This window comes from Proteus faecis (assembly GCF_030286765.1).
Lineage (GTDB): Bacteria > Pseudomonadota > Gammaproteobacteria > Enterobacterales > Enterobacteriaceae > Proteus > Proteus faecis.
Genome location: NZ_JASVWV010000003.1, coordinates 52,529 through 69,206 on the forward strand (window position 1 = coordinate 52,529; position 16,678 = coordinate 69,206).

Annotated in this window: 14 protein-coding genes; 9 read left to right on the top strand and 5 right to left on the bottom strand. The window is 37.7% G+C overall.

Going from position 1 to position 16,678, the window contains the following annotated elements; all coding sequences use genetic code 11:
- The first annotated feature begins 7 nt into the window (after positions 1-7).
- On the top strand, positions 8-478 hold the full coding sequence (bcp, locus tag QSH13_RS05845) for a thioredoxin-dependent thiol peroxidase (RefSeq protein WP_109398416.1): 471 nt from the start codon (positions 8-10) through the stop codon (positions 476-478).
- Positions 479-551: 73 nt separating this feature from the next.
- Here bcp and QSH13_RS05850 read toward each other — a convergent pair whose 3' ends face one another.
- Complete coding sequence (locus QSH13_RS05850) at positions 552-1,628, bottom strand: AI-2E family transporter (protein ID WP_109398417.1); 1,077 nt, start codon at positions 1,626-1,628, stop codon at positions 552-554.
- A 154-nt stretch (positions 1,629-1,782) separates the two neighbouring features.
- Here QSH13_RS05850 and bepA point away from each other — a divergent pair, with 154 nt between their 5' ends.
- The 3 genes from bepA (at position 1,783) to QSH13_RS05865 (ending at position 5,563) form a co-directional block, all read left to right on the top strand.
- Entirely contained in the window at positions 1,783-3,255 is a 1,473-nt protein-coding gene (gene bepA / locus QSH13_RS05855) for a beta-barrel assembly-enhancing protease (RefSeq protein ID WP_286038921.1), read from the top strand.
- An 8-nt stretch (positions 3,256-3,263) separates the two neighbouring features.
- A complete protein-coding gene (gene arsC / locus QSH13_RS05860) occupies positions 3,264-3,620 on the top strand; it encodes an arsenate reductase (glutaredoxin) (RefSeq protein ID WP_109398419.1) in 357 nt (118 codons plus the stop codon).
- Positions 3,621-4,312: 692 nt separating this feature from the next.
- Positions 4,313-5,563 (top strand): MFS transporter, encoded by a 1,251-nt coding sequence (locus tag QSH13_RS05865; protein WP_286038922.1) that lies wholly within the window; start codon positions 4,313-4,315, stop codon positions 5,561-5,563.
- A gap of 217 nt (positions 5,564-5,780) precedes the next feature.
- On the opposite strand, the gene hda is transcribed toward QSH13_RS05865, so the two are convergent.
- From hda to upp, 4 genes are all read right to left on the bottom strand, one after another.
- Positions 5,781-6,488 carry a DnaA inactivator Hda gene (gene hda / locus QSH13_RS05870; protein WP_006533048.1) on the bottom strand — a complete coding sequence of 236 codons (708 nt, stop codon included), beginning with the start codon at positions 6,486-6,488 and terminating at the stop codon, positions 5,781-5,783.
- Positions 6,489-6,710: 222 nt separating this feature from the next.
- Positions 6,711-7,916, bottom strand: coding sequence for a mechanosensitive ion channel family protein (locus QSH13_RS05875; protein WP_109398421.1), 1,206 nt, complete (start codon positions 7,914-7,916; stop codon positions 6,711-6,713).
- Between the two features lie 285 nt (positions 7,917-8,201).
- The gene (uraA, locus tag QSH13_RS05880) at positions 8,202-9,503 is read right to left on the bottom strand and encodes a uracil permease (protein WP_109398422.1); all 1,302 of its coding nucleotides are present in this window, start codon (positions 9,501-9,503) and stop codon (positions 8,202-8,204) included.
- Between the two features lie 188 nt (positions 9,504-9,691).
- Entirely contained in the window at positions 9,692-10,318 is a 627-nt protein-coding gene (gene upp, locus QSH13_RS05885) for a uracil phosphoribosyltransferase (RefSeq protein WP_109398423.1), read from the bottom strand.
- A gap of 231 nt (positions 10,319-10,549) precedes the next feature.
- Between upp and purM the strand changes: the two genes are divergently transcribed.
- From purM to ppx, 5 genes are all read left to right on the top strand, one after another.
- Positions 10,550-11,590, top strand: a complete 1,041-nt coding sequence (gene purM / locus QSH13_RS05890; protein ID WP_286038923.1) for a phosphoribosylformylglycinamidine cyclo-ligase — start codon at positions 10,550-10,552, stop codon at positions 11,588-11,590.
- A 13-nt stretch (positions 11,591-11,603) separates the two neighbouring features.
- The gene (gene purN, locus QSH13_RS05895; protein ID WP_109406670.1) at positions 11,604-12,233 is read left to right on the top strand and encodes a phosphoribosylglycinamide formyltransferase; all 630 of its coding nucleotides are present in this window, start codon (positions 11,604-11,606) and stop codon (positions 12,231-12,233) included.
- Positions 12,234-12,339: 106 nt separating this feature from the next.
- On the top strand, positions 12,340-12,930 hold the full coding sequence (gene speG / locus QSH13_RS05900; protein WP_286038924.1) for a spermidine N1-acetyltransferase: 591 nt from the start codon (positions 12,340-12,342) through the stop codon (positions 12,928-12,930).
- Between the two features lie 46 nt (positions 12,931-12,976).
- Positions 12,977-15,058: a polyphosphate kinase 1 gene (gene ppk1, locus QSH13_RS05905; RefSeq protein WP_109398427.1), complete on the top strand. Its 2,082-nt coding sequence runs from the start codon at positions 12,977-12,979 to the stop codon at positions 15,056-15,058.
- Between the two features lie 4 nt (positions 15,059-15,062).
- Entirely contained in the window at positions 15,063-16,595 is a 1,533-nt protein-coding gene (ppx, locus tag QSH13_RS05910) for an exopolyphosphatase (RefSeq protein ID WP_109398428.1), read from the top strand.
- Positions 16,596-16,678 lie beyond the last annotated feature (83 nt).

Here is a 16,678-nt window from a genome sequence, read left to right on the forward strand (position 1 = left end):
TGACCTAATGAACCCATTAAAAGCCGGTGAAAAGGCGCCTCAATTCAGTCTGCCCGACCAAGATGGAGAAATAATTAATTTATCTGATTTCGCAGGCCAACGTGTACTCGTTTATTTTTATCCTAAAGCAATGACACCTGGTTGTACAACTCAAGCTTGTGGCTTACGTGATGAAATGGATGTACTAAAAAAAGCCAAAGTTGAAGTATTAGGTATCAGCACAGATAAATCAGAAAAACTTTCCCGTTTCGCTGAAAAAGAGATGTTAAATTTCACATTGCTTTCAGATGAAGATCATAAGATAGCAGAGCAATTTGGTATCTGGGGAGAAAAGCAATTTATGGGGAAAACCTACGATGGTATTCATCGTACTAGCTTCTTAATTGATAAAAATGGTGTTATCGAACATGTGTTTGATAACTTTAAAACAAGTAATCACCATCAAGTCGTTCTCGAATATCTCGCTCAACATCCATAATCAAAGCTTCGAATAGATAAAAAACAGACAGCGTAAACTGTCTGTTTTTTACTCTATATATTCAATACTGTACTTAGTTTTTCTTTATATGTTGTTCATTCGCAATTTCATCAGGTAATGCATGCAATACGGCTTTTATTAGCGTTGCTAATGGAATAGCAAAGAAAACACCCCAAAAACCCCACATTCCACCGAATATAATTACTGACAATATAATGACTAAAGGGTGCATATTTACAGCTTCAGAATACAGAATTGGCACTAATAAATTGCTATCTAATCCTTGTACAACAAGATAAGCGATAAATAACGCCCAGAAATCAGAGCCTAACCCCCATTGAGATAATGCAATTACAATAACGGGGATCGTTGCTAAAACAGCACCAACATAAGGGACTAAAACAGAAACACCGACGATAACCGCAAGTAATACAGAGTAACGTAAGTCAAAGAAAGCAAATACAAAATAAGTAAAAATGCCCACAATGATCATTTCAGTGACTTTACCGCGAATATAATTGGTAATTTGTTGATTAACTTCAATCCAAACTTGGGCGGCTAATATTCTATTTTTTGGTAAAACACGACGAACCGCATTAAGCATCTGTTGCTTATCTTTCAGTAAAAAGAACGTCATTAAAGGAACAAGAATAAGATAAATCGACAGTGTAATAATTCCGATTAACGAAGCTAAAGACACTTTTAATACAGACTCAGCCACCGTTGAGAACTTACTACGTAAGTTTTCTGCCATCATATCAACGATACCGGCATCCATTAATGCAGGGAACCTATCCGGTAACTCATGTGCAAATTCATTGAACTTATTGATCATATTTGGGATATCTGAGATCAATGTCATCCCCTGTTGCCACACTGTTGGCGCTAAAATCAAAATAACAATGGCACTAATACCGATAAAGAGTGTCAGAATTATCGATACTGCCCATATACGGGCACATCCTAATTTTTCGAGTAAATGTGTTGGCCACTCTAAAAGATAAGCAAGCACAATTGCCACTAATAAAGGAGCAAGTATGCCACTGAAAAAATACAGAATTAAAAAACCGGCAATCAAAATGACCACAAGGGCGATAACTTGTGGATCAGCAAATCGACGTTTGTACCATTGAACAAGCAAGTCCAGCATGAAAATAAAGATCCTTTATAATAATCAGAACAATAGAGCTATATGTATTCATTTACATAAGCAATAATCTTTTGACAGATTTTACGTTAGGTTTTGCTATCATACATCATTAATTATTAATTATTCGTTAAGATAGCCATCAGGATACAGTTGTATGAAACTCAGACTTAAAACCCCCTTAGTCGCGCTTCTTGTTTCTGCGTTGCTATCAACATCAGTAGTGCCAGCGCATGCTGCGATTGATATTGAAGATTCTTTACCTGATATGGGAACAACCGCAGGTTCAACATTAAGCATCAATCAAGAAATCGCTATGGGTGATTACTATACTCGCCAACTGCGAAATAGTGCACCATTAGTTTTTGATCCCTTACTTTCTAACTATATTAATAAGTTAGGACAAAAACTCGTTTCTAACGCCAGCTCGGTCAAAACCCCTTTTCACTTTTATTTAGTTAACAACCCCAATATTAATGCCTTTGCTTATTTTGGGGGAAACATTGTTTTGCATTCCGCGCTCTTTCGATATAGCCAAACGGAAAGTGAATTAGCCTCAGTTATTGCCCACGAAATCACACACGTTACTCAACGTCATCTAGCGAGAATGCTTGAAGATCAGGCTAAAACAACACCTCTTGCTCTTGCCGGCGTATTAGGTTCTATTCTGATATTTATGGCAAACCCAAATGCAGGCCTTGCAACATTTACAGGAAGTATGGCGGGTATGCAGCAAAATATGATCACCTTCACCCAAATGAACGAGCAAGAAGCAGACCGAATCGGAATACAGACTCTCTATCGTGCGGGATTTGATCCCAAAGGAATGCCTGATTTTATGCAAATTCTTGCTGATCAGGTACGATATAGCTCTAAACCACCGGAAATGTTATTAACGCACCCCTTGCCCGATAGTCGCTTATCCGATGCAAGAAGCCGAGCAAGCCAATATCCCGCTCGACAGGTTCCACAGTCAGCTGACTTTCTATTTGCTAAAATGCGTGTATTAACCATGCTGACGAAAAATCCAACATCAGAGAATGCATTACAAACGGTACTTGATCAGTTTAAGCAAGGTACTGCTCTTGAAAAATCAGCTGCAAATTATGCACTAGTACTGATCTATTCTCGTGATCGCAAATTTGATGATGCAAGAAAACTGCTCACTCCTATGTTAGAAAAAGAGCCTAACAATATTTGGCTTATTGATGCCATGACAGATATCGATTTAGAACAAAATCGTGCAGGCGATGCAGTTGCAAGATTACAACTGGCATTGAAACAAAGACCCAATAACAATGTCCTTATTGCCAACTTAGCTAACTCATATATGCATAATAAGCAATATAACGAAGCTAACCGCCTACTTTATCGTTATACCTTTGATAACCCAAACGATCCTATTGGTTGGCAATTAATGGCAGAAAATTCAGCTAAACAAGGTGATAGAGCGCATGAATTAGCTGCTTATGCAGAAGATTTAGCTCTAAGAGGTGACTTTGAAACAGCAATTCGTTATTTGGGTGATGCAAGCCGACAAGTCAAATTAGGTAGTAACGATCAAGCTCGCTTTGATGCTCGTATAGACCAATTAAGAAAAATTCAGCAAAGAGACAGTCAATTTAAATAAGGGACAACATGACCAAGAAAGTGACGATTTATCATAATCCACGCTGTTCAAAAAGCCGTGAAACCTTACATTTACTAGAAGAAATGCAAATAACACCTAATGTTATTCACTATCTAGATACAGCACCTTCAGTAGAGGAGCTTAAAACACTACTCAAAGCATTAGGTTTTAATGATGCAAGAGCGTTAATGCGTACAAAAGAAGAAATTTATAAAACGTTAAAGCTGGCTAATGAAACATCACAAGATGCTTTAATTCAAGCAATGCATGAAAACCCTAAACTTATTGAACGCCCTATTGTGGTTGTCGGTAATAAAGCGCGTTTAGGTCGACCACCAGAACAAGTAAAAGCGTTGTTTAATTAATCTTCAGCATTTAAAGCCCATATTTATATTCTTACATATATGGGCTTCTCTCTATTTACTTCATTATTAATCCCGCAACCGTTTACTCGTTATTCTCAATTAAGAAATAAATCATCAAATGTTATTAAATTGTAAACATTACAATGAGCAACGTATTTCTTATTTCTAAAATAGAAAAAAACAATTACTTTATGCTTTCAAAAATTTTCATCTCAACTTCATATTTTTTATGAGTAAGAAATTGCTATTTTTAAAAACTTTTATATAGATCACACCACACTGTACAAAGTCACGGTTATAAGAAAAAAATAATCATGTGTTTCATTTATATTGTGACTCAAGTCTCTTTACACAAATGCATTCCTACATATCATGGGCATCAGAAAATATGATAGCAGAATTGGTAAACAATAAATTCTCGCTAAAATATTTTTTCATTATCATCCAAGAAAGAAATTAACAAGAAGTACACATTTAAAACAATACTGCAACACAGCAATAAGCTTTCTATTTATTATTTACTCTATCTCTTCTTTTATTGTTGTTTTTTAATCTGATAACGATTAATCAGTGTGAAATGAAGTTATAGATGTATATGAAATAAACAACGTTATAGCCAACATTATGGGCAATTAAAATTAACCAATCACCATTATTGGTGTCGGGTGATTGCTAGGCTAATAGGAAAACAGATGAATATCGTACTTAGATTAAAACTTGTCTCATTCCTCCAGTTCTTTATATGGGGATCTTGGCTTGTAACATTTGCCTCGTATCTTTTTGGAGAACTGCATTTTAAAGGTAGTGATGTTGGACTTATTTTCAGTGCTCTTGGACTTGCTTCACTTATCGCCCCCGTCATCATGGGATTTATTGCAGATAAGATAAATAACCGCAAATTAGTGTTTATTACCCTGCATATTTTTTCTGCATTAGCATTAGTGTTAATGTCGCAAATGACGACAGTAACCACACTATTTTTTGCGACTTTATTGCACTTGTTGTTCTTTATGCCAAGTATCTCAATGGCAAACAGCATCATTTTCGAACTGTTAGAACAAAAACATTTAGAGCCGAATAACTATTTCCCTAAAATCCGTGTCTATGGCACTGTGGGTTTTATTGCAGCCATGTGGGTTATTAGCTTCTTAGGTTTAGGAAATAGCTACCACCAGCTCTTCGTTGCAGCGATCGCATCTATTGCTTTAGCTGTATTTGCAATGTTCTTGCCTGCAACGAAAGCAACTGACAAAAACGAAACTAAAGCCGAAGAGGTGGCATTTAGTATCACTAATATCTTGCAAGTATTTAAAAAGAAAAATGTCGTTGTATTCTTATTCTTTGCAACATTGTTAGGATCTGTACTGCAAATTACTAATACATTTGGTGTGCCATTCCTGCAAGATATGGCACAATCGCCAAATGCAGATGATTCATTCTTTGCACGTTATCCTTCAGTATTCTTATCTATTTCACAGATTTCAGAAGTCGTATTTATTCTATTTCTGCCACTGTTATTAAAGCGCGTAAGAATCGAAACGATTGTGTTATTCAGTATGATTGCGTGGATCATGCGTTTCGGCTTCTTTGCTTACGGTGACTACACATCATTAGGTCAAATCGTCTTATTATTATCAATGATTGTATATGGCTGTGCATTCGACTTCTTTAATATCTCTGGTTCACTGTTCTTAGAAAAAGAGATCCCATTACAATATCGTTCAACAGCACAAGGTATGTTTATGACCTTAGTGAACGGTTTTGGTACTTATTTAGGTGCAATGTTAAGTGGCTGGGTCATTGATTTATATACCACTAACGGGGCAGTTGATTGGAAATCATTCTGGCTAATCTTCACTGGTTACACAGTTGCAATCACTGTACTTTATCTGATTTTCTTACTGGTTCCTCAGAAGAAAGCTAAGGTAATAGCAGCAAACTAATTATTTCCTCCTCCCCAACTATTGTTTGTGTTTTTCACCGCTTGCCTTGTATAAAGACAAGCGGTTTTTTATCTCGTGTTTTTATCGGGAAAGATAAAAAAGAATTGTTCACCGTTAATAAATAACAAAAAATCGTTACCTTCAATGGGAATTTAATTTGGAAAAGTGAGGTTGGATTTAGATTATTCGCCTCACCTAATAAGATGAGTGAGGCCATTTAAAGTTTGAGTATATCTTTCACAAATGGGATAGTCAGTTTACGCTGAGCAACAATAGAAGCATGATCAAGTTCATCAAGCATTTCAAATAAGGTACGCATTTTTCTATCTAAACGTTTTAGTACAAAACGGCCAACATCTTCAGGTAATTCAAACCCACGAAGTTTTGCTCTTAATTGCAACGCTTGGATTTTTTCTTCGTCACTTAAAGGTTGCAAACGATAGATTTGCCCCCAATCAAGGCGAGATGCTAAATCAGGAAGTTGTAGCTCTATTTGGCGAGGCGGTCGATCCCCTGTAATTAATAAACAGGTGCGGCCATGCTCTAAAACACGGTTATAAAGATTAAATAAGGCGAGTTCCCACTCTTCATCACCAGCAATACACTGAACATTATCAATACAAACTAAGGATAAATGTTCCATACCTTCAAGAACATCGGGAACAAAGTAGGCGCGTTTATCAAGGGGAACATACCCAACGGCATCACCTTTTAATGAAAGCTCAGCACAAGCGGCATGTAATAGATGGCTCTTTCCACCTCCGTCACGAGACCAGAAATAGATATAACTGCCATGAGATTGATGAATGGCGGTTCGAATTGCCGCGACTAACGACGCGTTTTCCCCTGCATAAAAGCTATCGAATGTCTCATCATCGGGCAGAGATAGTGGTAATGATAGCTGTGACGGCGTATTCAGAAGCACCTCACCTGAATAGTTTAATAAACGTGGTGATTCTAACACAAATTCTCACAAGGTCAGAATCAATATTAAAAAAGCACATGACACTGGTTAAGATAACAGCAAGATCACCATAATAAGTCCATTTTATATACATCAAGCCCCTCATTAAATGGTTACTTGGCTATCCCTTAAATTATTTAAAACAAAATCAAAAAACATTCCGTGTTAATTCGTTTCACCTTATTATCTGAAATTTAATTTCGCAACATCATTACCGGAAGGTTGCTGATAAATATCGAGTTTAAAATATTTGGCTGATGCATTTATATACTCAAAAATTTCAGATTGAGTCTCTTCATATTCAACCCAAGTGGTTGCTCGAGTAAAGCAATATAACTCTACTGGTAATCCCATTGGGGTCGGTGGCATCGTTCTGATCACCAAATACATGTCAGGTCGAACATCACCACGCATTTTTATCCAATTTAGCATGTACTTACGAAATAACTGTAAGTTAGTCACGCCTTTTGTTTCTAACCACTCATTAATATCACCAATCTCTTCTTCTTTGCCTTCAAGCATTGTTTCTATGCTTTTACGAAGCGGAGCGGTATTTTTTAATTCTAATACTAGCTCTTGAGTTGCAAATGAAATCGAAGATTGGTCAATATAAAAACTACGTTTAATCCGACGCCCTCCTGATGAAAACATCGGTTGCCAATTAGTATATTTTTCAGTCAAAAAGTCTTTAGTTGGAATACGGGAAATTGTATTATCCCAATTGCGTACGGTGATCGTATGTAATGCAATATCAATAACCTCACCGCTGATATTACTACTGGGCAATTCAATCCAATCATAAAGCTTTAATACTTTTCCGTTAGAAATAAGAATATTGGCAACAAAAGAGATAAGTGTATGCTGAAAAACAAACATTAACACCGCTGCAATAGCACCAAAGCTTGAGATAATAATAAGCGGTGATTGTTCAGTAAATAACGCAATGATAAGGATAAAAGAGATAATCCAGACCACAATTTTGGCAATCTCAATATAGCCTTTGATGGAATTATTCCGATGCCACGCTTTTTTAGCATGCCTAATATTGAAGATATCAAGTGCGTTATTAAGCAATGAGGCGATATTGACGATAATAAAGGCACGAGCAACCGTCTCAAAGATAATATTCATTTCAGTTGAAAACGACGGTAGTAGCTGATTAATATAGAGAACGAGTGTAACAGCAACAATAGATGCACTCTTTTTAGCTATATCTTCTATGGTTTCTTCATCTGAAAGCTCAGTAAATAAAAAAAGTAAACGCTTTGCGATTCGACGGAAAATCATTTTGGCGAGAAACCATACCACCAACAACACAATAACTAAAAATATTGTGGTAAAAATCTGCTTTGATGCAATGAAATCATAAATTTCAATCAGCTTTTCCATAAATTACGTTATACCTTTATTGAGATACCCCAACCTTAAAACGAATATCACTTAAATCGCAAATAAGATGCCTATTTCGCATAAGAACAGCCTACCATTGTCTCATTTATTTTATTTAAATAAACATCATGATTGAATTAATCATGCTTTTCTAAGTTTTAAACACTTAAAATATCAAAAATCTTAGTTTTTAATATGACATAAAAACTAAAACACAATAAAAAAGGTGGAGATCATCCACCTTTTTATTAATTTCAGTATATTGCTTTAGATTTTCTCAATCGATTACTTTTTATTTGCTGTACCACTAACCGACTCAATGGTGTTATCCACTAATTCTGTTTCGGGACGAATAATACTGACGAGTTTAAAAATCAAACTTAAAACAATACCCACGATAGTTGCTAATGCCATGCCTTTTAATTCAGCCGCACCAATTTGAATGGAAGCACCACTCACACCAACAATCAGAATAATAGCCGTTAATATCAAGTTTTGCGGTTTATTATAATCCACTTTTGAATCTAACAAGACACGAATACCTGATGCACCAATCACACCGTAAAGCAGTAATGAAACCCCACCCATAACTGGAACAGGCACAGCAGCTATAGCCGCAGCCAGTTTACCCACACAAGATAATAAGATGGCGAGAATTGCCGCACCACCAATAACCCATGAGCTGTAAACCTTAGTGATAGCCATAACACCAATATTTTCACCATAAGTGGTATTTGGTGTTGAACCAAAGAAACCCGAAATAATGGTAGAGAAACCGTTTGCGAACATAGAACGATGTAATCCCGGATTTTTCATTAAATCGCGTTGCACAATATTTGCGGTGACAACAAGGTGCCCAACATGCTCAGCAATAACAACTAGTGCAGCGGGTAGGATAATAAAGATAGCACTCCATTCAAAACGCGGAGAATAGAATGTCGGTAGTGCAAACCAGTTAGCTTCTTTAATTGGTGTAATATCAACAACGCCCAAGAAGAAAGAGAGTGCATAACCTGCTAATACCCCAATAAGAATAGGAATAATAGCAAGAAATCCTCTAAACATCACAGAACCTAAAATAGTCACACCTAAAGTCACCATCGAAATAAGCAGTGTCTGACTATCAACTGGTGCATCTGCACTTGGTAATAATCCTGCCATTCCTGCAGCAGTTCCTGCTAATTCAAGCCCGATGACGGCAACGATTGCGCCCATTGCCGCAGGCGGAAACATCACATTAATCCAGCTTCGCCCTGCTATTTTTACAATACCAGCCACTAAGCAAAATAACACACCACAGACGATAAACCCGCCAAGCGCTAATTCATATCCTAATGGTAAAAGTAACAACACGGGTGAAATAAACGCAAAACTTGAACCTAAATAAGCAGGAATACGTCCTTTACAAATAAAGAGATAAAGCAGGGTTCCGATCCCGTTAAATAATAATATTGTTGCCGGATTAACTTTAAATAAAATTGGCACAAGTACGGTGGCGCCAAACATTGCAAACAGATGTTGAAGGCTCAACGGGATTGTTTGTAATAATGGTGGGCGCTCTTCTACCCCGATTGCACGACGAGTCATGCTTACGACCTCTCTTTAATATGAATGTGAAATTGGTTTGTATTTTTAACTTTTTACTCGTCCTACTTTAAATCGCCACATTGCTAACTGTGCTCACTCGCACTCGTCACCTAACGGCGCCTTAAAATATTTAGAGTCTAATAATAAGTGATCCAAAAAAAAGCCGACTATCAAAGTCGGCTTAACTATTATTTTGTACCAAATATCTTATCACCAGCATCGCCAAGACCTGGAACGATGTACCCGTGCTCATTAAGATGGCTATCAATAGATGCAGTATATAATTCCACATCTGGATGAGCATCTCCTAATGCCTTAATACCTTCTGGAGCAGCAACCAGTACTAATACTTTAATTGAAGTACAGCCCGCATTTTTTAATAAATCAATTGTGGCAATCATAGAGCCGCCTGTTGCTAACATAGGGTCAACAACAAGAGCCATACGCTCTTCAATATTAGATGCTAATTTCTGGAAGTAAGGGACGGGTTTTAATGTTTCTTCATCGCGGTAAACGCCAACTACACTGATTCGGGCACTAGGAATATTTTCTAATACTCCATCCATCATCCCGATACCTGCACGGAGGATAGGAACTACTGTGATTTTTTTTCCTTTAATCTGTTCTATCTCTACCGAACCACACCAACCTTCTATTGTTACCGTCTCTGTTTCTAAATCGGCGGTAGCTTCATACGTCAGTAGACTGGAAACTTCTGAAGCCAGTTCACGAAAGCGTTTAGTGCTTATATCATGATCTCGCATCAGCCCCAATTTATGTTGAATGAGTGGGTGTTTTACCTCAACGATCTTCATAATTTCTCCTAATGTACGACGCAGCCTGACAAAAAAATCGCGAGATTATACCGCTTTTTTGCCAACATTCCATCGTTTTTCTATTGATATTGATCAAGCGCACAGCTTTTAACCACACCAACATGAATAATTGTGACCTATAAAGAAGATCCTCGCAAACGTTTGCTTTGCCTGTTAGAATAGCACCCGCACACATTTTTTCTTAACAGCAACTTGCCGTGAGGGCTCTACGTGACTAACAAATCCTCTCTCAGCTATAAAGATGCCGGTGTCGATATTGATGCAGGTAATGCTTTAGTCGATCGTATCAAAGGTGTAGTAAAAGAAACCCGCCGTCCTGAAGTTATGGGGGGATTAGGTGGTTTCGGTGCACTTTGTGCCATTCCATCTAAATACCGTGAACCTATTTTAGTTTCAGGCACAGATGGCGTAGGAACTAAACTTCGTCTTGCGATGGATTTAAATCGCCATGATGACATCGGGATTGATTTAGTCGCAATGTGTGTCAACGATTTAATTGTTCAAGGTGCTGAACCTCTTTTCTTCCTTGACTACTATGCCACAGGAAAATTAGATGTCGATACCGCAGCTCGTGTCGTAACAGGTATTGCAGAAGGTTGTAAACAATCTGGTTGTGCATTAGTAGGTGGTGAAACTGCTGAAATGCCAGGTATGTATCACGGTAATGATTATGATATCGCAGGCTTTTGTGTTGGTGTGGTTGAAAAATCAGAAATTATCGATGGTAGCAAAGTTAAAGCTGGCGATGCGCTAATTGCTTTAGCATCAAGTGGTCCTCATTCTAATGGTTATTCATTAGTCAGAAAAATTCTTGAAGTCAGCAATACACAAGCCGAAAACACACCGTTAGGTGATAAATCATTGGCTGATCATCTGCTAGCGCCTACTCGTATCTATGTAAAATCCTTACTGTCACTAATTAAAAATGTTGATATTCACGCGGTAGCGCATATCACTGGCGGTGGATTCTGGGAAAATATTCCTCGTGTATTACCTGAAAACACACAAGCGCGTATTAACAGTAAAAGCTGGGAATGGCCACTGGTTTTCAAATGGTTACAAGATGCGGGACAAGTCAGCACACATGAAATGTATCGTACCTTTAACTGTGGCGTTGGATTGTTAATTGCCGTTAACCCAAATGATGTTGAAAAAACATTGGCACATCTTGCTGAGTGTGGTGAAAACGCATGGTTAATTGGCGAAATTGCGCCACAAGCTACGGGTGAAGCACAAGTTATTATTAACTAATGAAAGCATGTGAATGAAAAATATTGTTGTCCTCATCTCAGGAAACGGCAGCAACCTACAGGCGATTATTGACGCCTGTAGGGCAAATAAAATCACAGGTAATGTGGTTGCTGTCTTAAGTAATAAAGCTGATGCATATGGTCTTGAACGGGCAAAACTTGCTGATATTCCAGCTTATTTTATTGATCCAACTCTATATAATGATAGAGCTGATTACGATAAAGCATTAATTGAACAAATCGATGCTTATCAGCCCGATATTGTGGTTTTAGCTGGTTTTATGCGTATTTTATCGCCTGATTTTGTCACTCATTATCAGCATAAACTATTAAATATCCATCCTTCTTTGCTTCCTAAATATCCCGGGTTACACACTCATCGCCAAGTTTTAGCAAATAAAGACTCTTTTCATGGTGTTACCGTCCATTTTGTGACAGAAGAACTTGATGGTGGCCCTATGATCATTCAAGCGCGTATTCCTGTTTTACCAGATGATACTGAACAATCATTACAAACAAGAATACAAGCGGAAGAGTACCGTATCTATCCATTAGCGATTGGGTGGTTAGCTGATGAGCGATTAAAAATGCAGAATAATCAAGCCTTTCTCGATGATATTGCACTTTTCGACAATCTTGGGTAACTATTTCATTTAAGATAAAAAGTCACATTGTGCTACACTGTAGCCCGCGTGACTTTTTTTGTGTCACCCTTTTCTCTTTTTATTCAATGCATTCACCGAGGTGCTTATGTCCGGTGGTAAGAAAGTTCCACCTATAAAATTACGTCCTCTCGAACGAGAAGATCTCTCTTTTGTTCACCAACTTGATAATAACGCCAGCGTTATGCGCTATTGGTTTGAAGAGCCTTATGAGGCTTTTATCGAGTTAAGCGACCTTTATGAAAAACATATTCACGACCAAAGTGAACGCCGTTTTATTGCCGAAAGTAATGGCACTAAAGTTGGGCTTGTCGAGTTGGTTGAAATTGATTATGTTCACCGTCGTGCTGAATTTCAAATCATCATCGCCCCTGCGCATCAAGGCCATGGATATGCTGCACGCGCAGCAAGGCTTGCGATGAATTATGCTTTTTCTGTACTTAATTTGTACAAGCTCTATTTAATCGTCGATAAAGAGAATGCCAAGGCAATTCATATTTATGAAAAACTTGGCTTTAAAAAAGAAGGTGATTTAATAGATGAGTTTTTTGTTAACGGTGCCTACCGTTCTGCGATTAGAATGTGTACTTTCCAAGCGCCCTATTTTGAACAAAAAGCCAAAGAGGCGAAACCCGAAAATTTTGTTAAACCGGGTGCGACTATTAAGCAATACGTCTGATTTATTCAGATATTAAGTTTTAACTTTAACCCTTGTTGGAGTTCAGATGTCCCAGGAACGACTCTATATTGATAAAGAGATCAGTTGGCTTGCGTTTAACGAACGTGTATTACAAGAGGCGGCTGATAAACGAAACCCGTTAATTGAAAGAGTCAGGTTTCTGGGGATCTATTCAAATAATCTTGATGAGTTTTACAAGGTTCGCTTTGCTGATGTAAAACGCCGTATTCTAATTAATGAAGAGCGGGGTTCACGCTCTGCATCGAGTCATGCCCGCCATCTTATAAAGAAGATCCAATCAAAAGTGGCTAAAGCCGACCAAGAGTTTGATGCTTTATACAATGATTTGTTACTTGAAATGGCGCGAAACCAAATCTTTTTAATTAATGAACGCCAAATCTCACCTAATCAACAGATCTGGTTACGTCAATATTTCCGTCAAAATTTAAGAAAACACATCACACCTATTTTAATTAATCCTGAAACAGACTTGGTTGAGTTTCTTAAGGATGACTATACCTATTTAGCCGTTGAGATAGTGCAAGGGCAAATTATTCATTATGCCCTACTAGAAATTCCATCAGATAAAGTACCTCGTTTCGTTATTCTGCCAACAGATCAGGGGCGTAGTAAGAAAAAATCCATGATTTTGTTGGATAATATTTTACGCTACTGTCTTGATGAAGTGTTTAAAGGCTTTTTTGATTATGAGTCATTAAGTGCTTATTCCATGAAAATGACGCGAGATGCAGAGTACGATCTTGCGACAGAAATGGAATCAAGTTTACTTGAAATGATGTCATCGACATTAAAGCAACGTCTTACTGCAGAGCCTGTTCGTTTTGTTTATCAGCGTGATATGCCTGATGAAATGGTAGCATTACTGCGCAGTAAGTTAGGTTTATCGAATAATGACTCCGTCATTGCTGGTGGTCGTTATCATAATTTTAAAGATTTTATTAATTTCCCAAACGAAGGTAGTAAATTTCTCTTAAATAAACCGATCCCACGTCTACGCCATATTTGGTTTGATAACTTCCGTAATGGTTTTGATGCCATACGTGAACGCGATGTCTTGCTCTATTATCCTTATCATACTTTTGAACATGTGCTGGAATTGTTGCGCCAAGCTTCTTTTGACCCAAGTGTTATCTCAATAAAAATCAATATTTACCGTGTTGCTAAAGACTCACGGATCATTGATTCAATGATACACGCGGCACATAACGGCAAACGTGTTACGGTCGTTGTTGAGTTACAAGCACGTTTTGATGAAGCAGCAAATATTCACTGGGCAAAACGCCTAACAGAAGCCGGTGTACATGTTATTTTCTCTGCTCCGGGCCTAAAAATTCACGCGAAGTTATTTATCATTTCACGTTTAGAAAATGGTGAAATCATTCGCTATGCTCATATTGGTACGGGGAACTTTAACGAAAAAACAGCCCGTCTTTATACTGACTATTCACTATTAACAGCTAACACCGAAATTACCAATGAAGTCCGTCGTGTCTTTAACTTTATTGAAAACCCTTATCGCCCTGTAACTTTTGAACATTTAATGGTTTCACCACAAAATTCACGTATTCTTTTAAATCAATTAATCACAAATGAAATTCACAGTGCTCAAGCCGGACATCCTGCGGGGATCACATTAAAAGTAAATAATTTAGTTGATGAAGAGTTAGTTAATCGCCTTTATGACGCATCAGAAGCTGGCGTAAAAGTACGATTATTAGTCCGTGGAATGTGTTCTTTAGTCCCTAATCAACCAGGATTTAGTGAAAATATTCAGGTAACCAGTATTGTTGACCGCTTTTTAGAACACGACCGTGTTTATGTGTTCACTAATAAAGGCGATGAAAAGATCTTTCTCTCTTCTGCAGATTGGATGACAAGAAACCTTGACTACCGTATTGAAGTTGCGGTGGCTTTGCTTGATCCTCAACTCAAACAGCGCGTTCTAGATATACTGGATATTCAATTTAATGACACAGTAAAAGCACGTTATATCGATAAAGATTTAACAAATAACTATGTTCCTCGTGGAAATAAACGTAAAATCCGTTCCCAGCTTGCTGTCTATGAGTACATTAAATTGTTAGAACAACCAGATTCACGAGCGTAATTTTATGCCTTTATCACAAGATGACTCTTCACCACGCCCTTTAGAAATTGCGGCTATTGACCTCGGTTCTAATAGTTTTCATATGATAATTGCACGAGTTGTTAATGGTGCATTGCAAGTATTAAGCCGTTTAAAACAGCGAGTTTATCTTGCTGATGGACTTGATGATGATAACGAATTAAGCGAGGAGGCTATGTTACGTGGGCTCTCGGCTCTTTCTCTTTTCGCTGAAAGGTTACAGGGTTTCCCAGCAGAAAATGTCACCGTCGTAGGAACTCACACTTTACGTGTCGCCACTAATGCTAAAGTCTTTCTTCAACGAGCCAAAGACGTTATTCCTTATCCTATCGAAATTATTTCAGGCCATGAAGAAGCGCGACTTATTTTTATGGGTGTTGAACACACTCAATCTGAAAAAGGTCGAAAACTCGTTATCGATATCGGTGGTGGTTCAACAGAACTCGTTATTGGTGAAAATTTTGAACCCATTTTAATCGAAAGCCAACGCATGGGGTGTGTCAGTTTCAGCCGTCAATTTTTCCCAGAACAAAAAATTAGCGAATCCGCTTTTCGTAAAGCGCGAGAAAAAGCAGCACGTAAAATGGAAAAAATTGCATGGCAATACAATATGACAGGCTGGGATGTGGCTTTAGGTGCATCAGGAACAATTAAAGCTGCCCATGAGATCTTAGTTGAGCTTGGTGAAAAAGACGGTGTTATCACACCTGAACGCCTACTTATGCTCACTAAGCAAGTTTTACGATTTAAGAAGTTTAAAGATATTACCCTGCCAGGTTTATCTGATGAACGTAAACGTGTTTTTGTACCAGGTTTGGCAATTTTATGCGGTATTTTTGATTCATTAGGATTAAAATCCTTACACCTATCTGATGGTGCATTACGTGAAGGTGTGCTTTACGAAATGGAAGGCCGATTTCGCCATCAAGATATTCGCCAGCGCACAGCTAAAAGCCTTGCAGAGCACTATAATATTGACAGAGAACAAGCAAAACGTGTTCTTGACACAATGCAATCGCTTTACGCTCAGTGGGCAAAGCAAAATCCAAAACTGGTTCGCCCTGATTTAGAAGCTATTTTAGTTTGGGCTGTCATGTTACATGAAGTAGGATTAAGCATTAATTTAAGTGGATTACATCGTCATTCTGCTTATATTCTTTCAAATACGGATTTACCCGGTTTTAATCAAGAGCAACAACTGTTATTAACAACCCTCGTTCGCTATCACCGAAAAGGGATCAAGTTAGATGAGTTGCCTAAATTTAATCTTTATAAAAAGAAGCAGTATTTTCCACTCGTACAAATACTAAGGCTAGCGACTTTACTTAATAATCAGCGACAATCGACAACAAAACCGACATCTTTGCGTTTAGTTACAGATGAAAATCATTGGACGCTTTACTTTCCTAAAAAATATCTTTCCGATAACACATTGATGGAATTGGATTTAGAAAAAGAACAAGAACATTGGCAGTCAGTTCCAGGTTGGAAACTAGATATAAAAGAGGAATCTGCTTAACAATATGATATTATACAGAAAAAGACGCTAGTCAATGCGTCTTTTGTTGCATCTATCATACAACGACTATCACATAACAACAT

Excerpts from the sequence above, each read along its gene's own strand:
- purN (WP_109406670.1), top strand. The coding sequence starts at position 11,604 with ATGAAAAATATTGTTGTCCTCATCTCAGGAAACGGCAGCAACCTACAG.
- ppx (WP_109398428.1), top strand. The coding sequence starts at position 15,063 with ATGCCTTTATCACAAGATGACTCTTCACCACGCCCTTTAGAAATTGCG.
- QSH13_RS05875 (WP_109398421.1), bottom strand. The coding sequence starts at position 7,916 with ATGGAAAAGCTGATTGAAATTTATGATTTCATTGCATCAAAGCAGATT.
- uraA (WP_109398422.1), bottom strand. The coding sequence starts at position 9,503 with ATGACTCGTCGTGCAATCGGGGTAGAAGAGCGCCCACCATTATTACAA.
- speG (WP_286038924.1), top strand. The coding sequence starts at position 12,340 with ATGTCCGGTGGTAAGAAAGTTCCACCTATAAAATTACGTCCTCTCGAA.
- ppk1 (WP_109398427.1), top strand. The coding sequence starts at position 12,977 with ATGTCCCAGGAACGACTCTATATTGATAAAGAGATCAGTTGGCTTGCG.
- bepA (WP_286038921.1), top strand. The coding sequence starts at position 1,783 with ATGAAACTCAGACTTAAAACCCCCTTAGTCGCGCTTCTTGTTTCTGCG.
- arsC (WP_109398419.1), top strand. The coding sequence starts at position 3,264 with ATGACCAAGAAAGTGACGATTTATCATAATCCACGCTGTTCAAAAAGC.
- QSH13_RS05865 (WP_286038922.1), top strand. The coding sequence starts at position 4,313 with ATGAATATCGTACTTAGATTAAAACTTGTCTCATTCCTCCAGTTCTTT.
- upp (WP_109398423.1), bottom strand. The coding sequence starts at position 10,318 with ATGAAGATCGTTGAGGTAAAACACCCACTCATTCAACATAAATTGGGG.
- bcp (WP_109398416.1), top strand. The coding sequence starts at position 8 with ATGAACCCATTAAAAGCCGGTGAAAAGGCGCCTCAATTCAGTCTGCCC.
- QSH13_RS05850 (WP_109398417.1), bottom strand. The coding sequence starts at position 1,628 with ATGCTGGACTTGCTTGTTCAATGGTACAAACGTCGATTTGCTGATCCA.